The sequence below is a fragment of the Alkalibacterium sp. s-m-28 genome, from assembly GCF_054658175.1.
Genome location: NZ_BAAGIQ010000002.1, coordinates 1 through 18753 on the forward strand (window position 1 = coordinate 1; position 18753 = coordinate 18753).

The following is an 18753-nucleotide window of genomic DNA, read 5'->3' on the forward strand; positions in this document are numbered from 1 at the left end:
GAATGCTTTTCTCTACCATACGTATAGTGTACCTTTAAATCCCCTCTCTTTTCAAATCAAGTGATAGTGATTAACGTTTGAGGTGATAGGCTTTCTAGCGGGTAAAACTTTATACTTTCCTATTCTAAGAAAAAGAGCCAGCGCTTTTCTCCCGATCCCTTTTCCCTGGTAGTCCCTGTCGATCATAAATCGTTCCAGCCACCAGGAGTCGATCGGATAGGCATCATCAGCTGGATAGTAGCTGCACATCAGAAAGCCGACTACCGTTCCATTCTGATAAATGGCGAACGGATACTTTTCTTCCTCGTAACTCGCTTCCAGAAGAGACAAGTCATTCGGCGCGACAAAATCCTGCTGGTGGGGATGGACTTTCAGATCCACTACGGTCATATAATTATGTTTGTCTACAGGTTTCAGTTCAATCATCGGTCATCACTTCTTCAGTAAAATTTGAATTAACCTGCCTGTGGGTCACTTTCAAGTCTTTACTTGAAATAGTTGATGCCCATAGCATCCTTAACTTCATCCAGAGTCTGGGCTGCGACAGCTTTGGCTTTCAGGCTTCCCGCTTTCAGCATATCCAGAATGGCTCCTTTATCTTCAGCAAATGCTTCTCTGCGTTCACGAATCGGTTGAAGCTTGGCCTGAAGCACATCATTCAGGTAACGCTTGATTTTGACATCACCCAATCCGCCGGCGCGGTACTGGTCTTTCAGTTCCTGTACTTTTTCCTTATCGTCATCAAACACATCCAGATACGTGAACACAACATTTCCTTCGACCTGACCCGGATCTTCCACACGAATGTGGTTCGGGTCGGTATACATACTCATGACTTTTTTCTGGATGGTATCTGCACTATCAGACAGGTAGATACCGTTATTCAAAGACTTGCTCATCTTCCCTTTTCCATCAATTCCGACCAGACGGCCCTGACCTTTTGGAGGCAGGATGATATCCGGTTCAACCAGAACATCTTTTCCATAAGTCCGATTGAAGTCGCGTGCCACTTCACGTGTCTGCTCAAGCATAGGCTTCTGATCTTCTCCTACAGGAACGTGAGTCGCTTTGAACGCCGTAATGTCTGCGGCCTGGCTCACCGGATACATGAAGAACCCTGCAGGAATACTTTCGTTGAAGCCTTTTTCCTGAATTTCAGATTTAACGGTCGGGTTACGATGCAGTCGTGCTACGGTGACCAGATTCAAATAATAAAGCGTCAGTTCCGGCAGTTGAGGGATCTGAGACTGAATGAAAATCGTCGTCTTCTCAGGATCCAGTCCCACAGCCAGGTAGTCCAGAGCCACTTCCATAATGCTCTGCTGGACCTTCTCAGGGTTTTTAGCGTTGTCAGTCAGTGCCTGCTGATCCGCCACCATGACAAAGACATTATTCTGTTCATCTTCTTGAAGCAACACTCGGTTCTGTAACGAGCCGACATAGTGACCTAAATGCAGTTTCCCGGTCGGACGATCGCCAGTTAATATAGTACGTTTCATAATTATTATCTCCTTGGATAGCGTAGTCTAATTGATTTTATTGTATCTTACTTACACCTTAAAAAAAAGGTAAAATGCATCGCCTCCTGATCAGGCTTGCTTCTTCTCGTTGAAGCCTCGAGTCATCCACCAGATGGTCAGGCCTGACATGATAATTAGAATAATCCATTCACCGAAAGGAATAAAGAGCTGGCTCAGGATCATTATTAGAGAAAGAATGAAGACAGGCACGAAAAAGATCAGCGTGCCCATGCATCCCAGATTAGCTTCAGACGCTGAATACTTCCTTGAAAAGGGCAGGCTCTTGACGGATCGACGCGCTTCCAGATAAAAGACAACACTCATCAGAAGAAAGCCGTTGATCATCTGAAGCAGATAGCCCCATCCAGAAAACACAAGGACGACTGCAGCAATGATCAGGTAAAGCGGCAGCAGGATTTTTACCAGCATCGCCTTAAGAGCTGCCCGCATGAACGGGGCTCTCGACTGCTGCGGTGTCAGATTGAACACCCAGCTTCCTTTGTAGTTAGTTGAAAACTGGATCGATACAGTCAGAACTGGAATCAGCAGCAAGGTGAAATAAGGCAGATACAGAAAGGATACTGGATTCTGTTCCAGTCCTGCAGTCTGATCACCAGTCAGTGTCGTGAAGACGAACACGATCGGGAAGACCAGTGCACTGGCAATCGACGGATACAGACGGGTCTTGAATTCCCGCTCCGTCTTTGTCAGCTGCCAGGAGAAATGAAAGTAGGCCTTCTCCAGAGGGTCTTTGCATAATCCAGAAGCTGCGATTCTTTCCAGAACCGACCGTTTGTTTATTTTAAGACTTGAAGCATTCATTTTTTGAAGATTGCTTTCGATTTTATCCGTACTCCAGTTATATAAAATAACAAGTAACACGGATCCTACTATAAGCAGGCCGGTATATATGCCGTAGGTCAGTGTCCAGCCTTCCTGAAGCAATCCAAATGGTGCCACGAACCACATTGGGAAAAGAACGGAATGGCCGAGGGTCAGATTCATTTCAACCAGCAGTGTTTCCGGATCGATGATCTGAAAAATCTGGCCGACTAAATAATATCCGATTACCATAAAAATTGATAGCGAGATCTGACTATAAGCAATGATGTTTTTCAAGCGTTCGCCGTCAAACTGCTTGAGAATCGTAGCGTAAACGACAAGGGTCAGGCCCAGACACCAGAGTGAAGCCAGCAGAGAAAGCACAAGGACCAGCAGTCCGGCCATTATGCCATTGAAGTAAAACGTGAATAGAATCACTGGCGCTCCGATGGCCATCGTAAATGAAATAAGATAAATGCCTACATGAGTAGCCTTGGCTGCCCCGAGCGTTTTCCTTGTTACAGGCTTTGTTCCAATGAGTATAGAATCTTTTGTATCCAGCAGAATAGTTGAAAAATTAGCGAGAAGAGTCGAAAACGTCATCAGAAACAGAAAACTGAAATAAGTCGTGTACTGAAACACCCAGTTATCATACGCAAAAAGGAAGAGCAGAAAGACACTGATCAGTGCGTAGACCCACAAACTGGAGAAAAAATGGTTTTTTTCTTCACCCGACCGGCTGTTTGAACTGACAGCCTGCATAGGTGATTCCCGTCTGCCATCCATCGTCATCTTCATAGAAAGAATGTTGCGCATCTGAAGATAATCGACCCCGATTTTTTCATATACTCCTGAGAGAACATCTATGATCCGCAGATAGACAGGTGTCTTCCCGCCTTTTTTCAGACCAAGAATGTCACGCATCATTGGAACCGTCTCCCTTCATTGCAGTGAGGAACTGTTCGGCGAGAGCCGAATGCTGGTCAAAGCCTGTCAGCGTATTGAAAAGCTGCTCCAGAGTGCCATCCGCCTCTTCTTTGAGCTCCTCAAACGGTCCGTCCGCAACGACTTCTCCATCATTCAGAATCATGATGCGGTCACTCAGTTTTTCAACGGTATCCATCACATGGGATGAATAAAAAATCGTCTTGCCTTCTTTTTTCAGCTGCCATAATAATTCCTTTATGATCTGTACACTATTCGCATCTAACCCATTGAGCGGCTCGTCCCAGAAGAGGATATCCGGATTATGAAGCAGGCTGGAAATAATCAGAACTTTCTGACGCATCCCTTTTGAAAAAGAAGCCAGACGCCCATTCAGTGACTCCTTTATTCCTAAAGCATCCATCATCTCTTCTGATTTAGACAGAACGATGTCTTCTTTCATCCCGTAAAGTTCACCGATGAACAGCAGGTATTCTTTAGCCGTCAGTGTTTCGTAAAGTTCCGCATTCTCCGGCACATAACCGATGCGTGATTTGTAAGTAACCGTCTGACTGTCTATCGGCTGCCCGAAGAGTCGAATCTCTCCCCCGTCTCTTTCCAGCACCCCAAGAATAATTTTGACCGTAGTACTCTTTCCAGCTCCGTTCGGCCCTATGTATCCGATAATTTCTCCAGGATGTACTGTAAAATCAACGCCTTTCAGTACCGGTTTTCCGTCAAAAGATTTAGTCAGCTGACTGATTTCTAATATTGGTTCCATAACTGCCTCCATGTGTCATTTAGTGATAGTTTATCACAAAATAATAGATTGACTCCTTTCTATTACCAATCATCTTTAAAATATGCTACTGTTTACTTATTCATTTTACTGAAAGTGAGCTGATGACATGTTTACATATGAAACAACTTTCGAACGCGCTTCTTTATGGGCAATCATCTGGCGGATCGCTCTGGCAACGCTTGGAGTGATCATTCTCGGTGCTATGCTGCTCGTTGCCTTCATGGGCGAACACGTCACGATGATCGGGCTGCTGACGGATGGGCTGATTTACTTCATTCTTTATAAAATCACGATAAGTCAGATGAAAAAACAGTCCTTGTCCGTGGCAGCACTGTCTTCCCCTTATGAAAAGACTATTTCCCCACTGATTCGAGTGGCCGGCTGGACCATTTTGACAGCGGTCGTGGCTTCTTTATTTGTCTACTTTTTCGTTTCTGTTCTGACATTTATTCCCACACTGTTTGACCGTATCGTGCCTTATGTTCTTGAACTGACTGGCTCAGAAGATCTTCCGGTGTTCTACCTTTTCATTGTTGCTGTAATATTTGCACCAGTTGTAGAGGAAATTGTATTCAGAGGGTATCTGCTGAATAAATGGGTCGACAAATACGGGGTGAACAAAGGGATTATTTTCAGTTCTGTCGTCTTCATGGCGATTCACCTGCAGTCGCTGTTCATCCCTCAACTTCTCGTTGGCCTGGTCTGTGGAGTTATCTATGTAAAGTATAACAATCTTATCTATCCAATTATCGCTCACGCTTTATACAATCTGCTGGTAATCCTCCCACTATTTCTGGCTCCATCCGTTTCAATTGCGGATGCGCAGGCTGAATTTTTAATGTTGAGAGAAGGTCTGCCGAGTGAGTATGTCGTCTACTCTGCATTATTTATTCTTTCTCTTATTTTCCTCATATGGTTACTTCGCAGAGAATGGAAATCTCTTAGAAATTCAGACAGCCCTTACGCTCAGAACATTCATTCCATTGAATAGATGATCCATTCCTTTCCGTCTTTCGGGAAGGATTTTTTTATTTTAGCCTTCCTAAAATGAATAAAAGGTGTATACTATTAAAATATAGCAATCTTTCTAATAAAATTCTAATTCAGGGAGCGCTTCATACATGACCGACTGGAAAACTGTTTACCAAGACATCAGACCATCACTCGATAAGAATAAAGATAACCACCTGGACACCCTTTTCACTCTTCTAAGACAGCCAAGTATCAGCACACTTAACTTAGGCGTAAAAGAATGTGCCGATCTTCTGCTCAATATGATGACAGAGAATGGCATTGAAGCTCAACTCATGGATACCGGTGGACACCCTGTGGTTTACGGGGAACTGCTCGATCCTGAGAATACGACCACCATTCTCTTTTACGGGCACTATGATGTCCAGCCTCCTGAGCCACTGGACTTATGGGAGTCCGATCCGTTCGAGCCAACAATCAGGAACGGAAGAATTTACGGCCGAGGCACAGGCGACAACAAAGGTCAGCTGATCGCCCACATCCTCGCCGTGGGTACTTTGCTTAAAGAACACGGCTCGCTCCCGGTCAACGTCAAGTTCCTTTTCGAGGGAGAAGAAGAAAAAGGCAGCGTCAACCTTGCTTCCTTTGCGGAAAAGCATAAGGACCTGCTCAAAGCAGATATTGCCTATACTGCAGACGGTCCAATGGAAGGAGACGGGCAGCCCTCAGTGACTTTGGGTAACCGCGGACTGCTCTATGTTGAAGTGAAAGCACAGGGTGCCAATAGAGATAACCATTCAGGTAATAAAGGGAACATCGCCCCTGATCCCGGCATGGCTCTATTAAATCTGGTCCGGTCCATGGTCACTGAAGAAGGAGACGTTCTAATAGACGGGTTTTATGACGGTGTGCTGACTCCAACCCCAGAAGAAGCAGAACATCTGAAGACACTGGCCTTCTATCCTGAAAAAACAGCGAAAGTCATCGGTCTTGACAGCCTGGATATGACTGGAGAAGAATATTACACAAACTTATGCTTCAAACCAACGTTTACCATCGCAGGATTTGAAACGGGGTATACAGGAGAAGGAACAAAGACGATCATTCCTGGAAAAGCGAAAGTCAAACTGGATATGCGCCTGGCACCCAATCAGGACCCCCAAGCCATCTATGAAGCTATTGAAAAGCATGTGGCCGCCTTTGATTCCCGCTGCCGCTTGTCAGTTGAAAATCTGAGTGCCGTCAAGCCTTCTAAAACACCTTTGTCTCATCCACTCGTACAGAAAGTGATCGAGTCAGTCGAGGTGGCTTATGATACCCCGCCAGTTGTCCTTCCAGCTCTTGGGGGTACCGGTCCTATGTATGTCTTCACTGATATTTTGGGCATTCCGTCTGTCACGGTTCCTTATGCCAATGTCGATGAAGATAATCATGCACCCAATGAAAACTTGGGACTGAAGGAATTTTACTGGGGCATCCAGGCCAGCTGCAGCACCATCCTTCACTTGGGGCTGACAGACTGAATCGTCACAAAAGTTGGGACATTTTAAAAATCTGCATAATAAAACCAGCTGCCTGCTATAGTGACCAAATAAAGTTAGACCTGAAAAATCTAACTTTCTAGAGTCTGCACAGGCAGCTGGTTTTTTTCTGACTAGCTTTTCAATTTACCTTTCCCATTCGTTAAAGAACTGGATCAGGAAGTCTTCCATAAAGGCGTGGCGCTCTTCGGCGATATGCTTTGCCGTCTCGGTGTTCATCAGATCCTTAAGCTTAAGCAGCTTCTCGTAGAAATGGTGAACTGCACTCGATGGCCCTTCTCTGTATTCTTTTTCAGTCATGCTCTCGCGTACAGACAGTTCCGGATTGAAGATGACGTCTCCCTTGCTTCCTGCATACGTAAAGCAGCGGGCAATTCCGATTGCCCCAATTGCATCCAGTCTATCTGCATCCTGAACGATCTGAGCCTCAAGAGTCGTCAGTTTCCGACCATTTCCACCCTTGAAGGAAATAGTCTGGATGATGTCCATGATCCGTTCTGCGTCTGATGAGGATACTCCGGCTCCCTCAAGCCAGTATTCGACTTCTTGAACAGCCTCGTCTTTGCTGCTGACCAGCTTGTCATCAATCAGATCATGCATCAGAGCAGCTAGTTCCACTATATAACTGTTGGCCTGTTCTTTTGCTGCCAGCTTGGAAGCCATCTTCCAGACTCGCTCAATATGATACCAATCATGTCCGGATCCTTCATTGTTCAGTTTCTCTTTTACCATATCTATTGTGTCTGCTACAATCGTCTGCTTGTTCATATGAGAACTCCTCTGCTCTTTTCTTAACTTTAACACACTTGAGGAGATTTGAACATGTGTTCTAAAAAAGCACCTTTCAACTCGTAGTCGAAAGGTGCCTGATCGTTGTACTTATTGAATTAAAGGACATCTCCGGTCTGAGCATCGACTTGCTGGTCGCTGCCGCCTTCAACGTCGATATCATAAATCGTACGGCCGTCTTCTACTTCGAGATCCCATCCTTCTACATAACCGGAACCTGAAGCATCAAGTGCAGCTTCCATCGCTTCCTGTGGTGAGATGATCCCATCCAAGTCAAGTATATCATCTGAATCATCCTCATCGTCCTGTTCCTGCTGAACGATTTCACCAGTTTCAGCATCAATATCCAGTTCATATTCGTACTGGCCGTCCCAGCCTTCGAATTCATACAGGTAACGTCCATCGTCATAATCGAACTGAATCTCACTGATATTGATGTCTTCACTGCCGAACGTTTCATAGAACTGATCGACCGCATCGTCCAGACTTACAGAGAACGTCATCCCTTGGATCCCCTGAGAATCAGTGGCATCGTCAGCTGCACCATCAGTCTCATCATCGGGTGTATTGTCCGCAGCGGTATCATCAGTATCGTCTTCGCCCGTATTATCTGCAGCAGTATCGTCTCCCGCATCCGTGTCACCAGTCTGTTCCGTATCATCTTCCACAGGCGTTGTATCCTGCGTATCGTTATCGTCACAAGCAGCTAATAGTAGAGAAGCTGATAATGACAGCACCCCTAATCTGATTGCTTTACTCGTTGACATAAAAATCCTCTCCTTACTATCATTCTTTCTTACTGCATATGAATGATAACAGGTTTAAGGAATAAATGCAGACAAGACGCTTGTGAAAATAAGATCATTTCAGGCCTCTATTCAGTGTAGAATGGCGCAAAAGTTATTTCTTCACAACCAGCTGAATGGCTTTCTGGATCATTTCTTCCTGTTCTTCTATGTTGGCTGATGGATTTTCCAGGCATTGCTTCAGGTTCTCAGCAACGATCACACCCATAATCCGGTCCACACTGGAGCGAACTGCAGACAATTGTGTGACGACATCACTGCATTCTTTGCCTTCTTCGAGCATTTTCTGCACGCCTCTCAACTGTCCCTCTGTCCGTTTCAACCGATTATAAATACTTTTATCGCATTTCATATTACTCGATGTCTCCTCTCCAGGCAGACATGCCGCCCATGACGTTTACTACATCATACCCCTGATTTCCCAAAAAGTCACACGCCATTGATGAACGTCCGCCTGATAGACAGATGACATGATACTCCTTGTCTTTTTTAAGGGTTTCAAATTCTTGTGCAAGTCCGCTTAAAGGCATGCTGACTGCTCCTGGAATGTGTCCGGCAGCGAATTCATCTGCTTCTCTCACATCAATTATATTTAGATTTTCACGTTTTTGTTTCTGTCCAAACTCATCCATGCTGACTGATCTATACATATTCCAATTCCTCCGGTCTGACTGCCTGATAAAGTGCATATGCACCATCCAGGTTTTTTACTTTAAATCCTGACTGTTTCAATAATCTTTCACCAATATAGCTTCTCTGTCCGCTTCTACAGCTGATGATATACTCCTGCTCTTTGTCCAGCTCATCCATCCGGTCACGAAGGTCATTCAAAGGAATGTTGAGGGCATTCGGGAATCGGCCCGCTTCCAGCTCTGATTCAGTTCGGACATCCAGAAGAACGGCCCCCTTTTCCAGTTCACGGTTCAGCTCATGCCATTGAATCGAGTCACTTAATCCTTCAATAATATTCAAGGCGGCGTATCCAGCCATGTTTACCGGATCTTTTGCCGAACCGAACGGTGGGGCATACGTAAACTCAAGCTCCGGCAGATCAAAAACAGTGAGGCCTCCCTTGATGGCTGTCGCAATGATATCGATACGCTTGTCTACCCCTTTAATGCCGACTGCCTGAGCCCCATACAGTGTACCACTGACTGGATCAAAAATGACTTTTAATGTGATATCGGTGGCTCCTGGATAATATCCGGCATGGTCTTTGCTCAATGTATGCACGGCTGCAACCTCTTTGCCTGCTTGTCTGAGCTGTCGTTCGTTCAAGCCAGTCGAAGCGGCTGTCATGTCGAAAGCACGCACAATAGCTGTTCCAATGCTTCCTTTATTCTCACGACTGATTCCAGCTATATTGTCTGCAACCTGACGTCCCTGACGGTTTGCAGGAGAAGCAAGGGAAATCAGTGCATCTTCCTGGCTGATCTGATTCTTGACAACAATTGCGTCTCCGACTGCATAGATATCTTCTACGCTGGTCTGATAGGTGTCATCAACCAGGATTCCTCCACGAAGGCCCAGCTTTATTCCTGCTTGTTCAGCCAGACTGCTTTCCGGCTTGACCCCCACTGACATAATAGTCAGATCTGTTTTAAATTCTGTTCCATCTTCCAGTACGATGATGCGGCCTTTTTCTTTAAACGCCACCGCGGACTGAGATGTAATCACCTTGACACCTTTATCTTTCAGCTCATTCTGCACGAAGACTGCCATTTCTTCGTCCAGTGGCGGCAGGACATGCGGAGCTTTCTCAATGATCGTCACGTCGATACCCCTGTATTTCAGGTTTTCTGCCATTTCAATGCCTATAAAGCCTGCGCCTACAACGACCGCTTCTTTTGGATCGACCTGATCGATCCGGTTCATGATTTTATCCAGATCAGGCACATTCCTCAACGTATAGACATTTTCAGCTTCGTCCAGCCCCTCAACAGGAGGAATAAATGCTTTTGCTCCAGGTGACAGGATCAGCTTGTCATATGATTCAGTTATCTGTTTTCCATGATGGACTGCCGTTACAGTCTTCTCTTCAGGATTGATCGACAGGACTTCATGCTCCGGCCTGACATCCAGACGGAACCGGTCATAGAGAGTTTCAGGAGTCTGAACCAGGAGCTTGTCTCTTTCTGATATTTCACCAGAGACATAATACGGCAGGCCGCAGTTGGCAAAAGATACATACGGCCCCTTTTCAAAAATAATGATTTCAGCTTCTTCTTTCAACCGGCGTAGACGTGTAGCGGCAGACATTCCTCCAGCTACCCCGCCTACTATAATAAGTTTTTCCATTTACTGTTTTCCTCCTCTGACAGGTCCATTCCATTGGGTCATGCCCCCGCGGATATTCACGACATCATAGCCCTTCTTTTTTAGAATGGATGCCGCTCGCTTGCTTCTCATTCCAGACTGGCAGATGACGTAGACCTTTTCATCCTTATTCCCCTTGTATCCTTCAATTCTGTTCAATGGAACATTTTTTGCTCCAGGTATATGCCCTACATGGTATTCTCCAGGCATTCGTACATCTATAATCTTGGTCTGATTGTTTCTTTCTGCTTTTAGCTGATCAGCACTTATAGCGGCTGACCGGTTGAATAATCCAAACACTCGTGTTCCTCCTTGATTTAAAGTATAATTAATACCCTAGTGGGTATATTATCATTGTTAAATTACCCTGTCAACTCACTTATCGGAAACAGCCTGCAAACTTTTTGACTATGCTGTACAATATAGAGTAAGAGTACTTAGAGGAAGGATGGAATAAAATGAAGAAGTCTTTGAAGTGGGGATTCTTTGGAGCGCTGGGACTGACGGCTACTGCTCTGGCCTATTCAAGTGCATTTTTTTACAAAAAAGCTGTCGGTATAAACCGTAAAGAATTTATTGATGAGTTCAGTATGAGTGAGATTCATGCTGACGACCCCTGGAAAGAAGAAAAAGAATGGTATAACACAGTAGATAAAGAGATACTGACGATCCGGTCTACAGATGAGTTGACTCTCTCTGGACTGTTCATTCCCCAGCAGGAGTTCACGAAACGAATAGCCATCATCGCTCATGGATATAGTGGAAGCAACAAGGACATGGCGCCTTGGGCTAAACTTTATTTTGATTTAGGTTTCAACCTTCTTCTTCCTGATGCCAGAGGGCATGGGGACAGCCAAGGAGATTACATTGGATTTGGCTGGCATGAACGTAAGGACTACATTACCTGGATAGATAAACTGATCAATGAATTTGGCAATGATATCGAAATCGTTCTTTTTGGATTAAGCATGGGAGCGGCGACTGTTATGAATGTGAGCGGGGAGCAGCTACCAGTCAATGTCAAAGCTGTCATTGAAGACTGCGGCTACAGTTCGGTGACCAAAGAGATGGCTCATCAGCTGAAAACACTGTACAAACTGCCTCGATATCCGTTCATTCCGATGACCAGCCTCATCACAAAAGTCAAAGCCGGCTACTGGTTCGGTGAAGCCAGTCCTGAAGAACAGGTAAAAAAATCCTCTATTCCAACGTTATTCATACATGGAGATGAAGATGACTTTGTGCCCACCTATATGGCCTATGAACTCTATCACTCAGCGAAAAGCCCTAAAGAGCTGTATATAGCTGTTGGTGCAAAGCATGGTTATGCATATGTGACGGATAAAGAGATGTACCGTACCCGTATCAAGCATTTCTTGAATACACATATGAACAGCATCAACTATCCACTGGCAATCTGACCCTGTTGAATCATCTGACTATTATCGGAAGACTGCAAAAGCAGTCAGAGCTACCAGCATAAAGACTATATAGATCGAACGATTCTGCTCCACTAATTTTTCTAAAATGCTCCTGCATACAGAACGACCCCCTACAATTTTTATACCGAAGGGGGTCGTTCTGTATTAATTAAGGCTGGGGCCATTCATGATTATCTGCCTTTACAGCTCCCAGAAGCTTCCGGCGACGATGACTGACCTTCTGAATGCGCTCAGAGAACTCCTCTTCTTCAACCAGCGGCAGCTTCAATTCTTTTAAGTCTGTCCAGTCTGGATAAGGGGGTTCATTTTCTGCTTCCTCGATGAAAGCAGATGTCATCGTTTCAAGGTATGTTTCGATGCTGGATCTCGCTTCACAGATCAGCATCATGTTGACCGTTTCTTTATCAGCCAAACCATGATGAACCACTGTCAGTACATCATCCAGGATGGCGATGCCCACCGCCGATGATTCCTGGGGCTTCTGACTGTGATAGTAATGAAGGAGCGGGTAGGCCTGATGCTGCTGGGTCAGTTCCGTGATCTGTGAAGATGCATTCATTAGAAACAGATCAAGCTGGTAAAAACCTTCCCCACTCCAGGCCTTCCGCATGACTTCTGAGCTGTCCATTCCCAGCCCAGTAACCGTCTGGGCCAGTACACGTTTTTTGACGACTGCACTGACAACTGAAATGACATAAGAAGCACCTAAGGTCAGAAAAAGAATGCCTATTCCTGAATTCAAGGCTGTTATGACCTGCCAGAATCCGGGCTGCGGAGAGTAGTCCCCTACCCCGAGAGTAAATAATGTAAACCCTGTGAAATAGAGACGTTCGTACCACATGACCGGCCCTTCAAACGTCGTCTGGACAATAGACTCCGGATCCCCTGAAAAAAACAGAGTAAGACCGATCCAAAGCAGCAGGACCCAGCTGAGAAGGGTTAGAACGAGAATAAGCGGACCGATGATATTAAACAAGCCCTTCTCATTCTTACTTATTCTCCTGGTAATCCTCCACGTCGATCGAGCTATCCTCTTTGACATGGGTCCCGCTCCACCGTCTACCCACAGGGTGGTCCATATCAAATCTGTGATCGTGAACAGAATTAGAGCCACACCTGATACATATAGTAATATACTAGTCATTTCATCACCTCTCCTCGGTCTTTCTCCCATTATAATTGAGCTCAACGGTCATTTACAATGAATAAGAGTCACTAGTCATCTCCACATACCAAAAATATAAATTGATAGGCCGATTTTTAGGTAATAAAAGAGTGAATTTAAAATATAATTGATAATACCCATTTAACCGCATAAAAATTATTAAAAAATCTTTTTTATACATGTGCAAGTGACATTTATTCATACTAACGTTGCTTAATTTTATGTTTTTGTTCAATTTAGTCTACTTAATTCGTATGATTATATGGAATATTTTATATCACTCTCTTTTTTATTCACTTATTGCTATGTTCTACCCTTACAAACATAGTATAATACTTTTAAACAGGATGAATATTCATAATTATCTAATCAAATATCCAGACATTTTCACAGTCCCTTGCTGATTCAGTTGCCTTAATAAACTGATCATGTGCTTTATTACTTAAGGAGAACTACCATGCCTATTCAGAAAAAGAATGTTTACGGATTAATTTTTATATTTGCATTTACGCTTTTCTACTATCTATGGCTTTTCCTTTTTCAAGACAATGCTTACCTACTTACCTGGGGTGGGAATACCCTGTCTCTGATTGGATCAGCAGTCCCATCCATCTGGCTTTATCAGGCCTATAAAACTGCCGAGAAGCCAGACAAGCCATTCTGGTTCCTGATCACTTTAGGAACATTCAGTTATTTCCTGGCTGAATGTTCCTGGATACTTTACGAGAGTGTCCTGAGAATCGAAGTCCCTTACCCAGGAACCCCTGATCTCTTTTATATACTTAATGTGCTGTTCTACCTTAGTGCCTTCGGATTCAAACTATACAAGGAAAAGACAAAACTTGTTCTGACCCGCTACATTTTCGATATTCTTTTCATTATGATTATTTACGCCACCCTCAGCTGGTATTTTTTATTAAACCCGATCATTTTAGTAGGAGATGTTTCTCTTCTAGCCGTAGTTGTATCGCTTGCCTATCCAATCGGGGATCTGGCGCTGGCTTTCTGCCTGCTTATGGTGATTTTCTCAAGTAAACAACTCTTTTCGAATGACTTGATTCTATTTTTCGGTACCGGTCTATTTACTTATATTGTTGCAGATACTGCTTTCGTCTATCTAGTCAGCACTGAAACTTACGACTCCGGATCCTGGACTGATCCACTCTTTATCTTAGGCGTCCTGCTTGTCGGCTTTACCGGACTGCTTCTGAAAAATCCGTCATCGATCCAGCTGAGGAAGAAAGCTGTCATTCGAACGAAACCTATGCTTTTCGCTATCCTCTTTCCTTTCTTCGGACTGACTTCGCTGTATCTGTTTATGATATATACAAGCATCGGGGCTAATGCCATTACTATCGGTGTAGGGGTGTCCATTCTGCTTGTAATAGTCAGGCAGATTCTCCTCCTTTCAGAGAATCGACGCCTACTTCAAAAATATTTAAAGAACGCTGATGAGCTTCAATCCAGTCAGGAACGGTACCAGTCGTTGTTCGAACATCACCCCGACGCCGCCTATTCGTTCACTCTGGACGGAATTGTTCAGAGTGTTAATGAAAAAGGTGCTCAAATTCTAGGTAAAACGAAGGAAGATCTGATTGGCCACTCATTGATTGACACTATATATGTCGATTATCAGGAAACGGTCAAAGAGCATTTTAATAATGCTAAAAAAGGCATCTTCAAAAATTATGAACTCCCTCTCAGCAATACAGACAACGAATTTTATTACCTCGGTGTGACTCATGTACCGATCAAAGTAGATGGAGAAATTATTGGTGTCTACGCTATTGCGAGAGACATTACGGAAAATAAAATTAATCAGGAACAGATCAAGCATATGGCCTTTCATGACCATCTGACTCACCTGGCCAATCGCATCCGTTTCGAAGAAGTTCTTCAGAAAGCTATAGAGGATGACAGGCTTCATGATAAGAAACTTGCGCTTCTCTTTATGGATCTGAATAATTTCAAAGACGTCAATGATGACTATGGTCATGCATTTGGAGATAAGCTGCTGGCTCAGGTAGCCAGACGCATTGCTTCGATGGTCAAGAAGGATGACTGTGCTGCACGACTAGGCGGGGATGAGTTCACTGTACTGATTGATGATCTCGATAGCTATGATGACGCCATGAGATGGGCCAGTCAGCTCCTGAACAAGCTGAACAAACCTTACCTCATTAATGGAGAAGAAATCGTCTGCACGCCGAGTGTCGGCTTTGCCTACTACCCTAAAGATGGTGACTCTGTAGAGAACCTTCTAAATAAGGCTGACGCAGCCATGTACAAGAATAAACGCCATTCCAAAGCAATGTATCTGTTAAACGAAAGATCCCGCACGCTTGACTAGCGTCGGGATCTTTTTTTAGTTTTCATTTAATGTTAAATAGTTAAACAGAGTTCGTTCAATAGGAGTCTTAAACTTGAGCATCATTTCGACCACAGATTTCAGCCTGCCATCCTGTAATGGTTTTTCTACCTGTCTGATGGTATCTTGAACCGGGATCACTTCCCCCAGATAATAAAAATCCGTTCCTTCATCATCAGATTTCTTTACGAATACTCTAAATGTCCATGAATCTGGATCCTGTAATTTTTTGACTTCCGGAGAAGAGAGTGTTCGAGGGGATTTAGTGAACCAGTGCATCGTTTCATTGTCTACAAGCTCGTCTGCATATGACATCTGTGCTCCAGAAAAATCTTCTCCTTTTTCCAGCGTGACGAAAATAACGAATTCACCTTCTGCCGAAGTATAGCCGCCAATGTTCTGATCTACCATCTGTTCTTTCCAGTTTAACAATCGAAGAACGTCTTTCCGCTTATATTTCTGATAGGTAGTAAGTGGTTTATGGTCATTGAATGATTTAGATCTTAAGCTAGCTGTCTCGATTATGTCCATGAACAACTTAAAGAAATATTTATTGGATAATGCCTGCTTAAACCTTTTGTCTAAAGAAACTGTATGGTCACTAACTGTAATAAAAGGTTGATTTTTAAAAAGGATAGCAGCAGATCCTCTATAAAAACTGAGATCGAGTGTCTGAAGGACCGATCGTATGGTTTCATCGTCATGGAGGAGACCTTGAGATCTGAAAAGATTTTTCACATCGCTGAAGGTTACTACGTCGACCAATTCTTTCATCAGTTCACTTAATAGACTCAGCTCATTTCTCCTCATTCCAGGAAGTAGTTCTCTTGATGCGATCAATAGATACAATTGGTCACGCTCAGACAACACGGCTTCATTTTCTTTCATACTTACTAGAAAATTATAATACGTTTTCTTCTTGTTAGCTAGAAGTACTGGATCAAACGTTTGACAAAGCTGGAAGTCCTTTAAATAAGGAACACGGCCAAGACGGTTATACAGCAGTTCGAACCCCTTCCTCAACTCTTTCATCGAGTCCAGTTTCGCTTGATCGATCGATTGAAAGATCTGTTTTTTCGCTATCTCTTCAAAATTGATTGTCGACACACCTGATAGAAACCCTGTATCATACGTATCTTTACGTAGCCCATTTTTATTCCTGGACACATCACCTGACAGAGCCATTGGAATCATGTAGTTATTTTTGTAATTTCCTATAAAATCTATAACTGTTACATAATCCTTCGATGGGTCTTTACGTAGGCCACGCCCCAGCTGCTGGATAAAAATGATGCTCGATTGTGTGTTTCTCAGCATTACTACCTGATTGATTTTAGGTATATCTATCCCTTCATTGAAGATGTCTACAGTAAAAAGATAATTCAACTGACCTTCTTCAAGCCGTCTGACCTCTTGTTCTCTCTTTTCTAATGTGTCTTCACCCGAAAGATAAGCACTTGGAATATCTCTTTCGTTGAACGACCTTGCCAGCCTTTCAGCTTCTTCCTTTCGGCTACAAAAAACCAGCCCCTTAGGCACATTTTTTGAGCAGCCATAGTAATTCAGCTTCTGAATAAGATAATTCACTCGTTCTTCTTCTACAAGCTGGTTAATGGTCGTTGTATCAGATATGAGCTCTCCATCTTTCTCATAATCTGTCACCCCAAAATAGTGAAATGGAGCGAGCATGTCCGCTTCTAAGGCTTCTTGCAGCCTAATTTCGTATGCAATATTGTAATCAAATAGTTCAAAGATATTAAACCCATCTGTACGCTCAGGAGTAGCAGTCATTCCAAGTAAAAATTCCGGATTGAAATATTCAAGTATATGATGATATGACTGAGCACCTGCTTTATGCACTTCATCAATTAAAATATAATCAAAATGATCTTCAGTGAATTGACTAAAAATCGATTCTTTTGACATTGTCTGAACTGTGGCAAATAGATACTTCGCGTCGCTCTCTTTTTTTGATCCCGACAATATACCGTAATCTTCTTTCTTTCCACCTAAAATTTTCTGATAATTCTCTTTGGCTTTGTTTAAAATCTGTTCTCTATGTACTACAAATAAAACTTTATCTGGCCTGGCTTGTAGAACATCAAAGGCAGACAAATAGGTCTTTCCTGTCCCAGTTGCAGACACAATGATGCCTTTTTTCTCACCTCTTCGGCGAAGGTTAGCCAAGTTCCTCAAGGCATCTTTCTGCATGACGTTTGGCGTAATGTACGTATCTTCCTTGTCATCTATTGGGGGAACATATGCATCGGTCCATCTTACTCTTGTTTTATACGAAGCACTGTAGTCTTCGATCCATGTGACCGTCAGCGGGTCTGCCTGATGCCACTCTTCTTCCATATGATCCTGGATGTCCTGAATCATTTGCCCGTTATCACGTGATGTCAGACGAACATTCCACTCATAGTTGACCTTCAGTGCACTCATAGTCAGATTTGAACTTCCAATGATGAAAGAGTGATGGGTACTCTGCTTGAACAAGTAACCTTTAGAGTGAAACCCATCTTTGTTGGACAATCTGACCTCTAGGTTAGGAATAGACAGTAGATCCTTAAATACTTCTGGCTGATTAAAAGCTAAGTAGACTGATGTAAGCAGACGTCCCCTCACTCCCCGTCTGTCCAAATCCGACAACTGTGCTTTGAGTGAAGCCAGTCCATCCTGGGTTACAAAGGCAACGGAAAAAAAGAATGACTCACACGTATCTAATTCATCGTGCAGGGCATTAAGCATATATGCTTTCTTCTGCTGGTCATTTACGATTAGTTTTGGATCATAATGAGAACTCGTCATTCTCTGATCCACAAATGCTTTCTCCAGTGACTGCATCAAACGATCTACCATTAACTTATTCCTCCAGACATCAGTTTTTCGACCGCCGGGATATCAGCTGGAGCCCAGTCTAGCTTATTTAATTCTGACGGAGCAAGCCATCTCACCTGTCGGTGCTCAGTCAGCTTAGGACGCCCCTTCGTCAGCATGCAGAGAAAAGTAGTCAGATGCACACGTCCAAAATCATACTCATATTTAGTCAATTCAAATTGTTTCTCTGATACCTCGACTTCTATCATCAGTTCCTCGTTGAGTTCCCGCAATAGAGCTGCCTGCGGTGTTTCTCCTTTTTCTATTTTGCCACCAGGAAACTCCCACAAATTAGGAAGAGATTTCTCATTTCCCCTTTGTGCACATAATATCTTCCCATTTTCTACTATGATTGCCCCAACTACATATATATCCTTCATATTAACACCCTTACTTCATTCATTTT

17 protein-coding genes are annotated in these 18753 nt (G+C 43.6%); 4 read left to right on the plus strand and 13 right to left on the minus strand.

The genetic code is table 11. The features are described 5' to 3' along the window. Positions 1–51: 51 nt before the first annotated feature. The 4 genes from ACYQ4S_RS00565 to ACYQ4S_RS00580 all read right to left on the minus strand — a co-directional run bounded on the left by ACYQ4S_RS00565 (position 52) and on the right by ACYQ4S_RS00580 (position 4047). Complete coding sequence (locus ACYQ4S_RS00565; RefSeq protein WP_459768657.1) at positions 52–426, minus strand: GNAT family N-acetyltransferase; 375 nt, start codon at positions 424–426, stop codon at positions 52–54. A 59-nt stretch (positions 427–485) separates the two neighbouring features. Next, on the minus strand, positions 486–1499 hold the full coding sequence (gene trpS / locus ACYQ4S_RS00570; protein ID WP_459768659.1) for a tryptophan--tRNA ligase: 1014 nt from the start codon (positions 1497–1499) through the stop codon (positions 486–488). Positions 1500–1589: 90 nt separating this feature from the next. Beyond that, complete coding sequence (locus ACYQ4S_RS00575; protein WP_459768661.1) at positions 1590–3269, minus strand: hypothetical protein; 1680 nt, start codon at positions 3267–3269, stop codon at positions 1590–1592. After that, positions 3259–4047 carry an ABC transporter ATP-binding protein gene (locus tag ACYQ4S_RS00580; protein WP_459768663.1) on the minus strand — a complete coding sequence of 263 codons (789 nt, stop codon included), beginning with the start codon at positions 4045–4047 and terminating at the stop codon, positions 3259–3261. The genes ACYQ4S_RS00575 and ACYQ4S_RS00580 overlap by 11 nt, the downstream gene beginning before the upstream one ends. 127 nt (positions 4048–4174) lie before the next feature. Between ACYQ4S_RS00580 and ACYQ4S_RS00585 the strand changes: the two genes are divergently transcribed. Both ACYQ4S_RS00585 and ACYQ4S_RS00590 read left to right on the plus strand, forming a co-directional pair. Beyond that, positions 4175–5059 carry a CPBP family intramembrane glutamic endopeptidase gene (locus ACYQ4S_RS00585; RefSeq protein WP_459768665.1) on the plus strand — a complete coding sequence of 295 codons (885 nt, stop codon included), beginning with the start codon at positions 4175–4177 and terminating at the stop codon, positions 5057–5059. A gap of 130 nt (positions 5060–5189) precedes the next feature. Then, positions 5190–6563, plus strand: coding sequence for a M20/M25/M40 family metallo-hydrolase (locus ACYQ4S_RS00590; protein ID WP_459768667.1), 1374 nt, complete (start codon positions 5190–5192; stop codon positions 6561–6563). Between the two features lie 144 nt (positions 6564–6707). Here the strand turns inward: ACYQ4S_RS00590 and ACYQ4S_RS00595 are convergent, their stop codons facing one another. The 6 genes from ACYQ4S_RS00595 to ACYQ4S_RS00620 form a co-directional block, all read right to left on the minus strand. Continuing rightward, entirely contained in the window at positions 6708–7349 is a 642-nt protein-coding gene (locus tag ACYQ4S_RS00595; protein ID WP_459768668.1) for an HD domain-containing protein, read from the minus strand. Positions 7350–7468: 119 nt separating this feature from the next. Next, on the minus strand, positions 7469–8137 hold the full coding sequence (locus ACYQ4S_RS00600) for a PepSY domain-containing protein (protein WP_459768670.1): 669 nt from the start codon (positions 8135–8137) through the stop codon (positions 7469–7471). 133 nt (positions 8138–8270) lie between these two features. Then, positions 8271–8528, minus strand: coding sequence for a metal-sensitive transcriptional regulator (locus tag ACYQ4S_RS00605; RefSeq protein WP_091480789.1), 258 nt, complete (start codon positions 8526–8528; stop codon positions 8271–8273). A 1-nt stretch (position 8529) separates the two neighbouring features. Beyond that, positions 8530–8826, minus strand: coding sequence for a rhodanese-like domain-containing protein (locus ACYQ4S_RS00610; RefSeq protein WP_091480792.1), 297 nt, complete (start codon positions 8824–8826; stop codon positions 8530–8532). Further along, positions 8819–10474 carry an FAD-dependent oxidoreductase gene (locus tag ACYQ4S_RS00615; RefSeq protein WP_459768672.1) on the minus strand — a complete coding sequence of 552 codons (1656 nt, stop codon included), beginning with the start codon at positions 10472–10474 and terminating at the stop codon, positions 8819–8821. The genes ACYQ4S_RS00610 and ACYQ4S_RS00615 overlap by 8 nt, the downstream gene beginning before the upstream one ends. Further along, positions 10475–10792: a rhodanese-like domain-containing protein gene (locus tag ACYQ4S_RS00620; RefSeq protein ID WP_459768674.1), complete on the minus strand. Its 318-nt coding sequence runs from the start codon at positions 10790–10792 to the stop codon at positions 10475–10477. It lies immediately after the preceding gene. Positions 10793–10950: 158 nt separating this feature from the next. Here ACYQ4S_RS00620 and ACYQ4S_RS00625 point away from each other — a divergent pair, with 158 nt between their 5' ends. Continuing rightward, positions 10951–11913, plus strand: coding sequence for an alpha/beta hydrolase (locus ACYQ4S_RS00625; protein ID WP_459768676.1), 963 nt, complete (start codon positions 10951–10953; stop codon positions 11911–11913). A gap of 169 nt (positions 11914–12082) precedes the next feature. On the opposite strand, the gene ACYQ4S_RS00630 is transcribed toward ACYQ4S_RS00625, so the two are convergent. Beyond that, on the minus strand, positions 12083–13078 hold the full coding sequence (locus ACYQ4S_RS00630; protein WP_459768678.1) for an ion channel: 996 nt from the start codon (positions 13076–13078) through the stop codon (positions 12083–12085). A 478-nt stretch (positions 13079–13556) separates the two neighbouring features. Between ACYQ4S_RS00630 and ACYQ4S_RS00635 the strand changes: the two genes are divergently transcribed. Continuing rightward, a complete protein-coding gene (locus tag ACYQ4S_RS00635) occupies positions 13557–15449 on the plus strand; it encodes a diguanylate cyclase domain-containing protein (RefSeq protein ID WP_459768680.1) in 1893 nt (630 codons plus the stop codon). A 15-nt stretch (positions 15450–15464) separates the two neighbouring features. On the opposite strand, the gene ACYQ4S_RS00640 is transcribed toward ACYQ4S_RS00635, so the two are convergent. Further along, positions 15465–18329, minus strand: coding sequence for a DUF3427 domain-containing protein (locus ACYQ4S_RS00640; RefSeq protein ID WP_459768681.1), 2865 nt, complete (start codon positions 18327–18329; stop codon positions 15465–15467). Next, complete coding sequence (locus ACYQ4S_RS00645) at positions 18329–18727, minus strand: (deoxy)nucleoside triphosphate pyrophosphohydrolase (RefSeq protein WP_459768683.1); 399 nt, start codon at positions 18725–18727, stop codon at positions 18329–18331. The genes ACYQ4S_RS00640 and ACYQ4S_RS00645 overlap by 1 nt, the downstream gene beginning before the upstream one ends. Between the last annotated feature and the right edge of the window lie 26 nt (positions 18728–18753).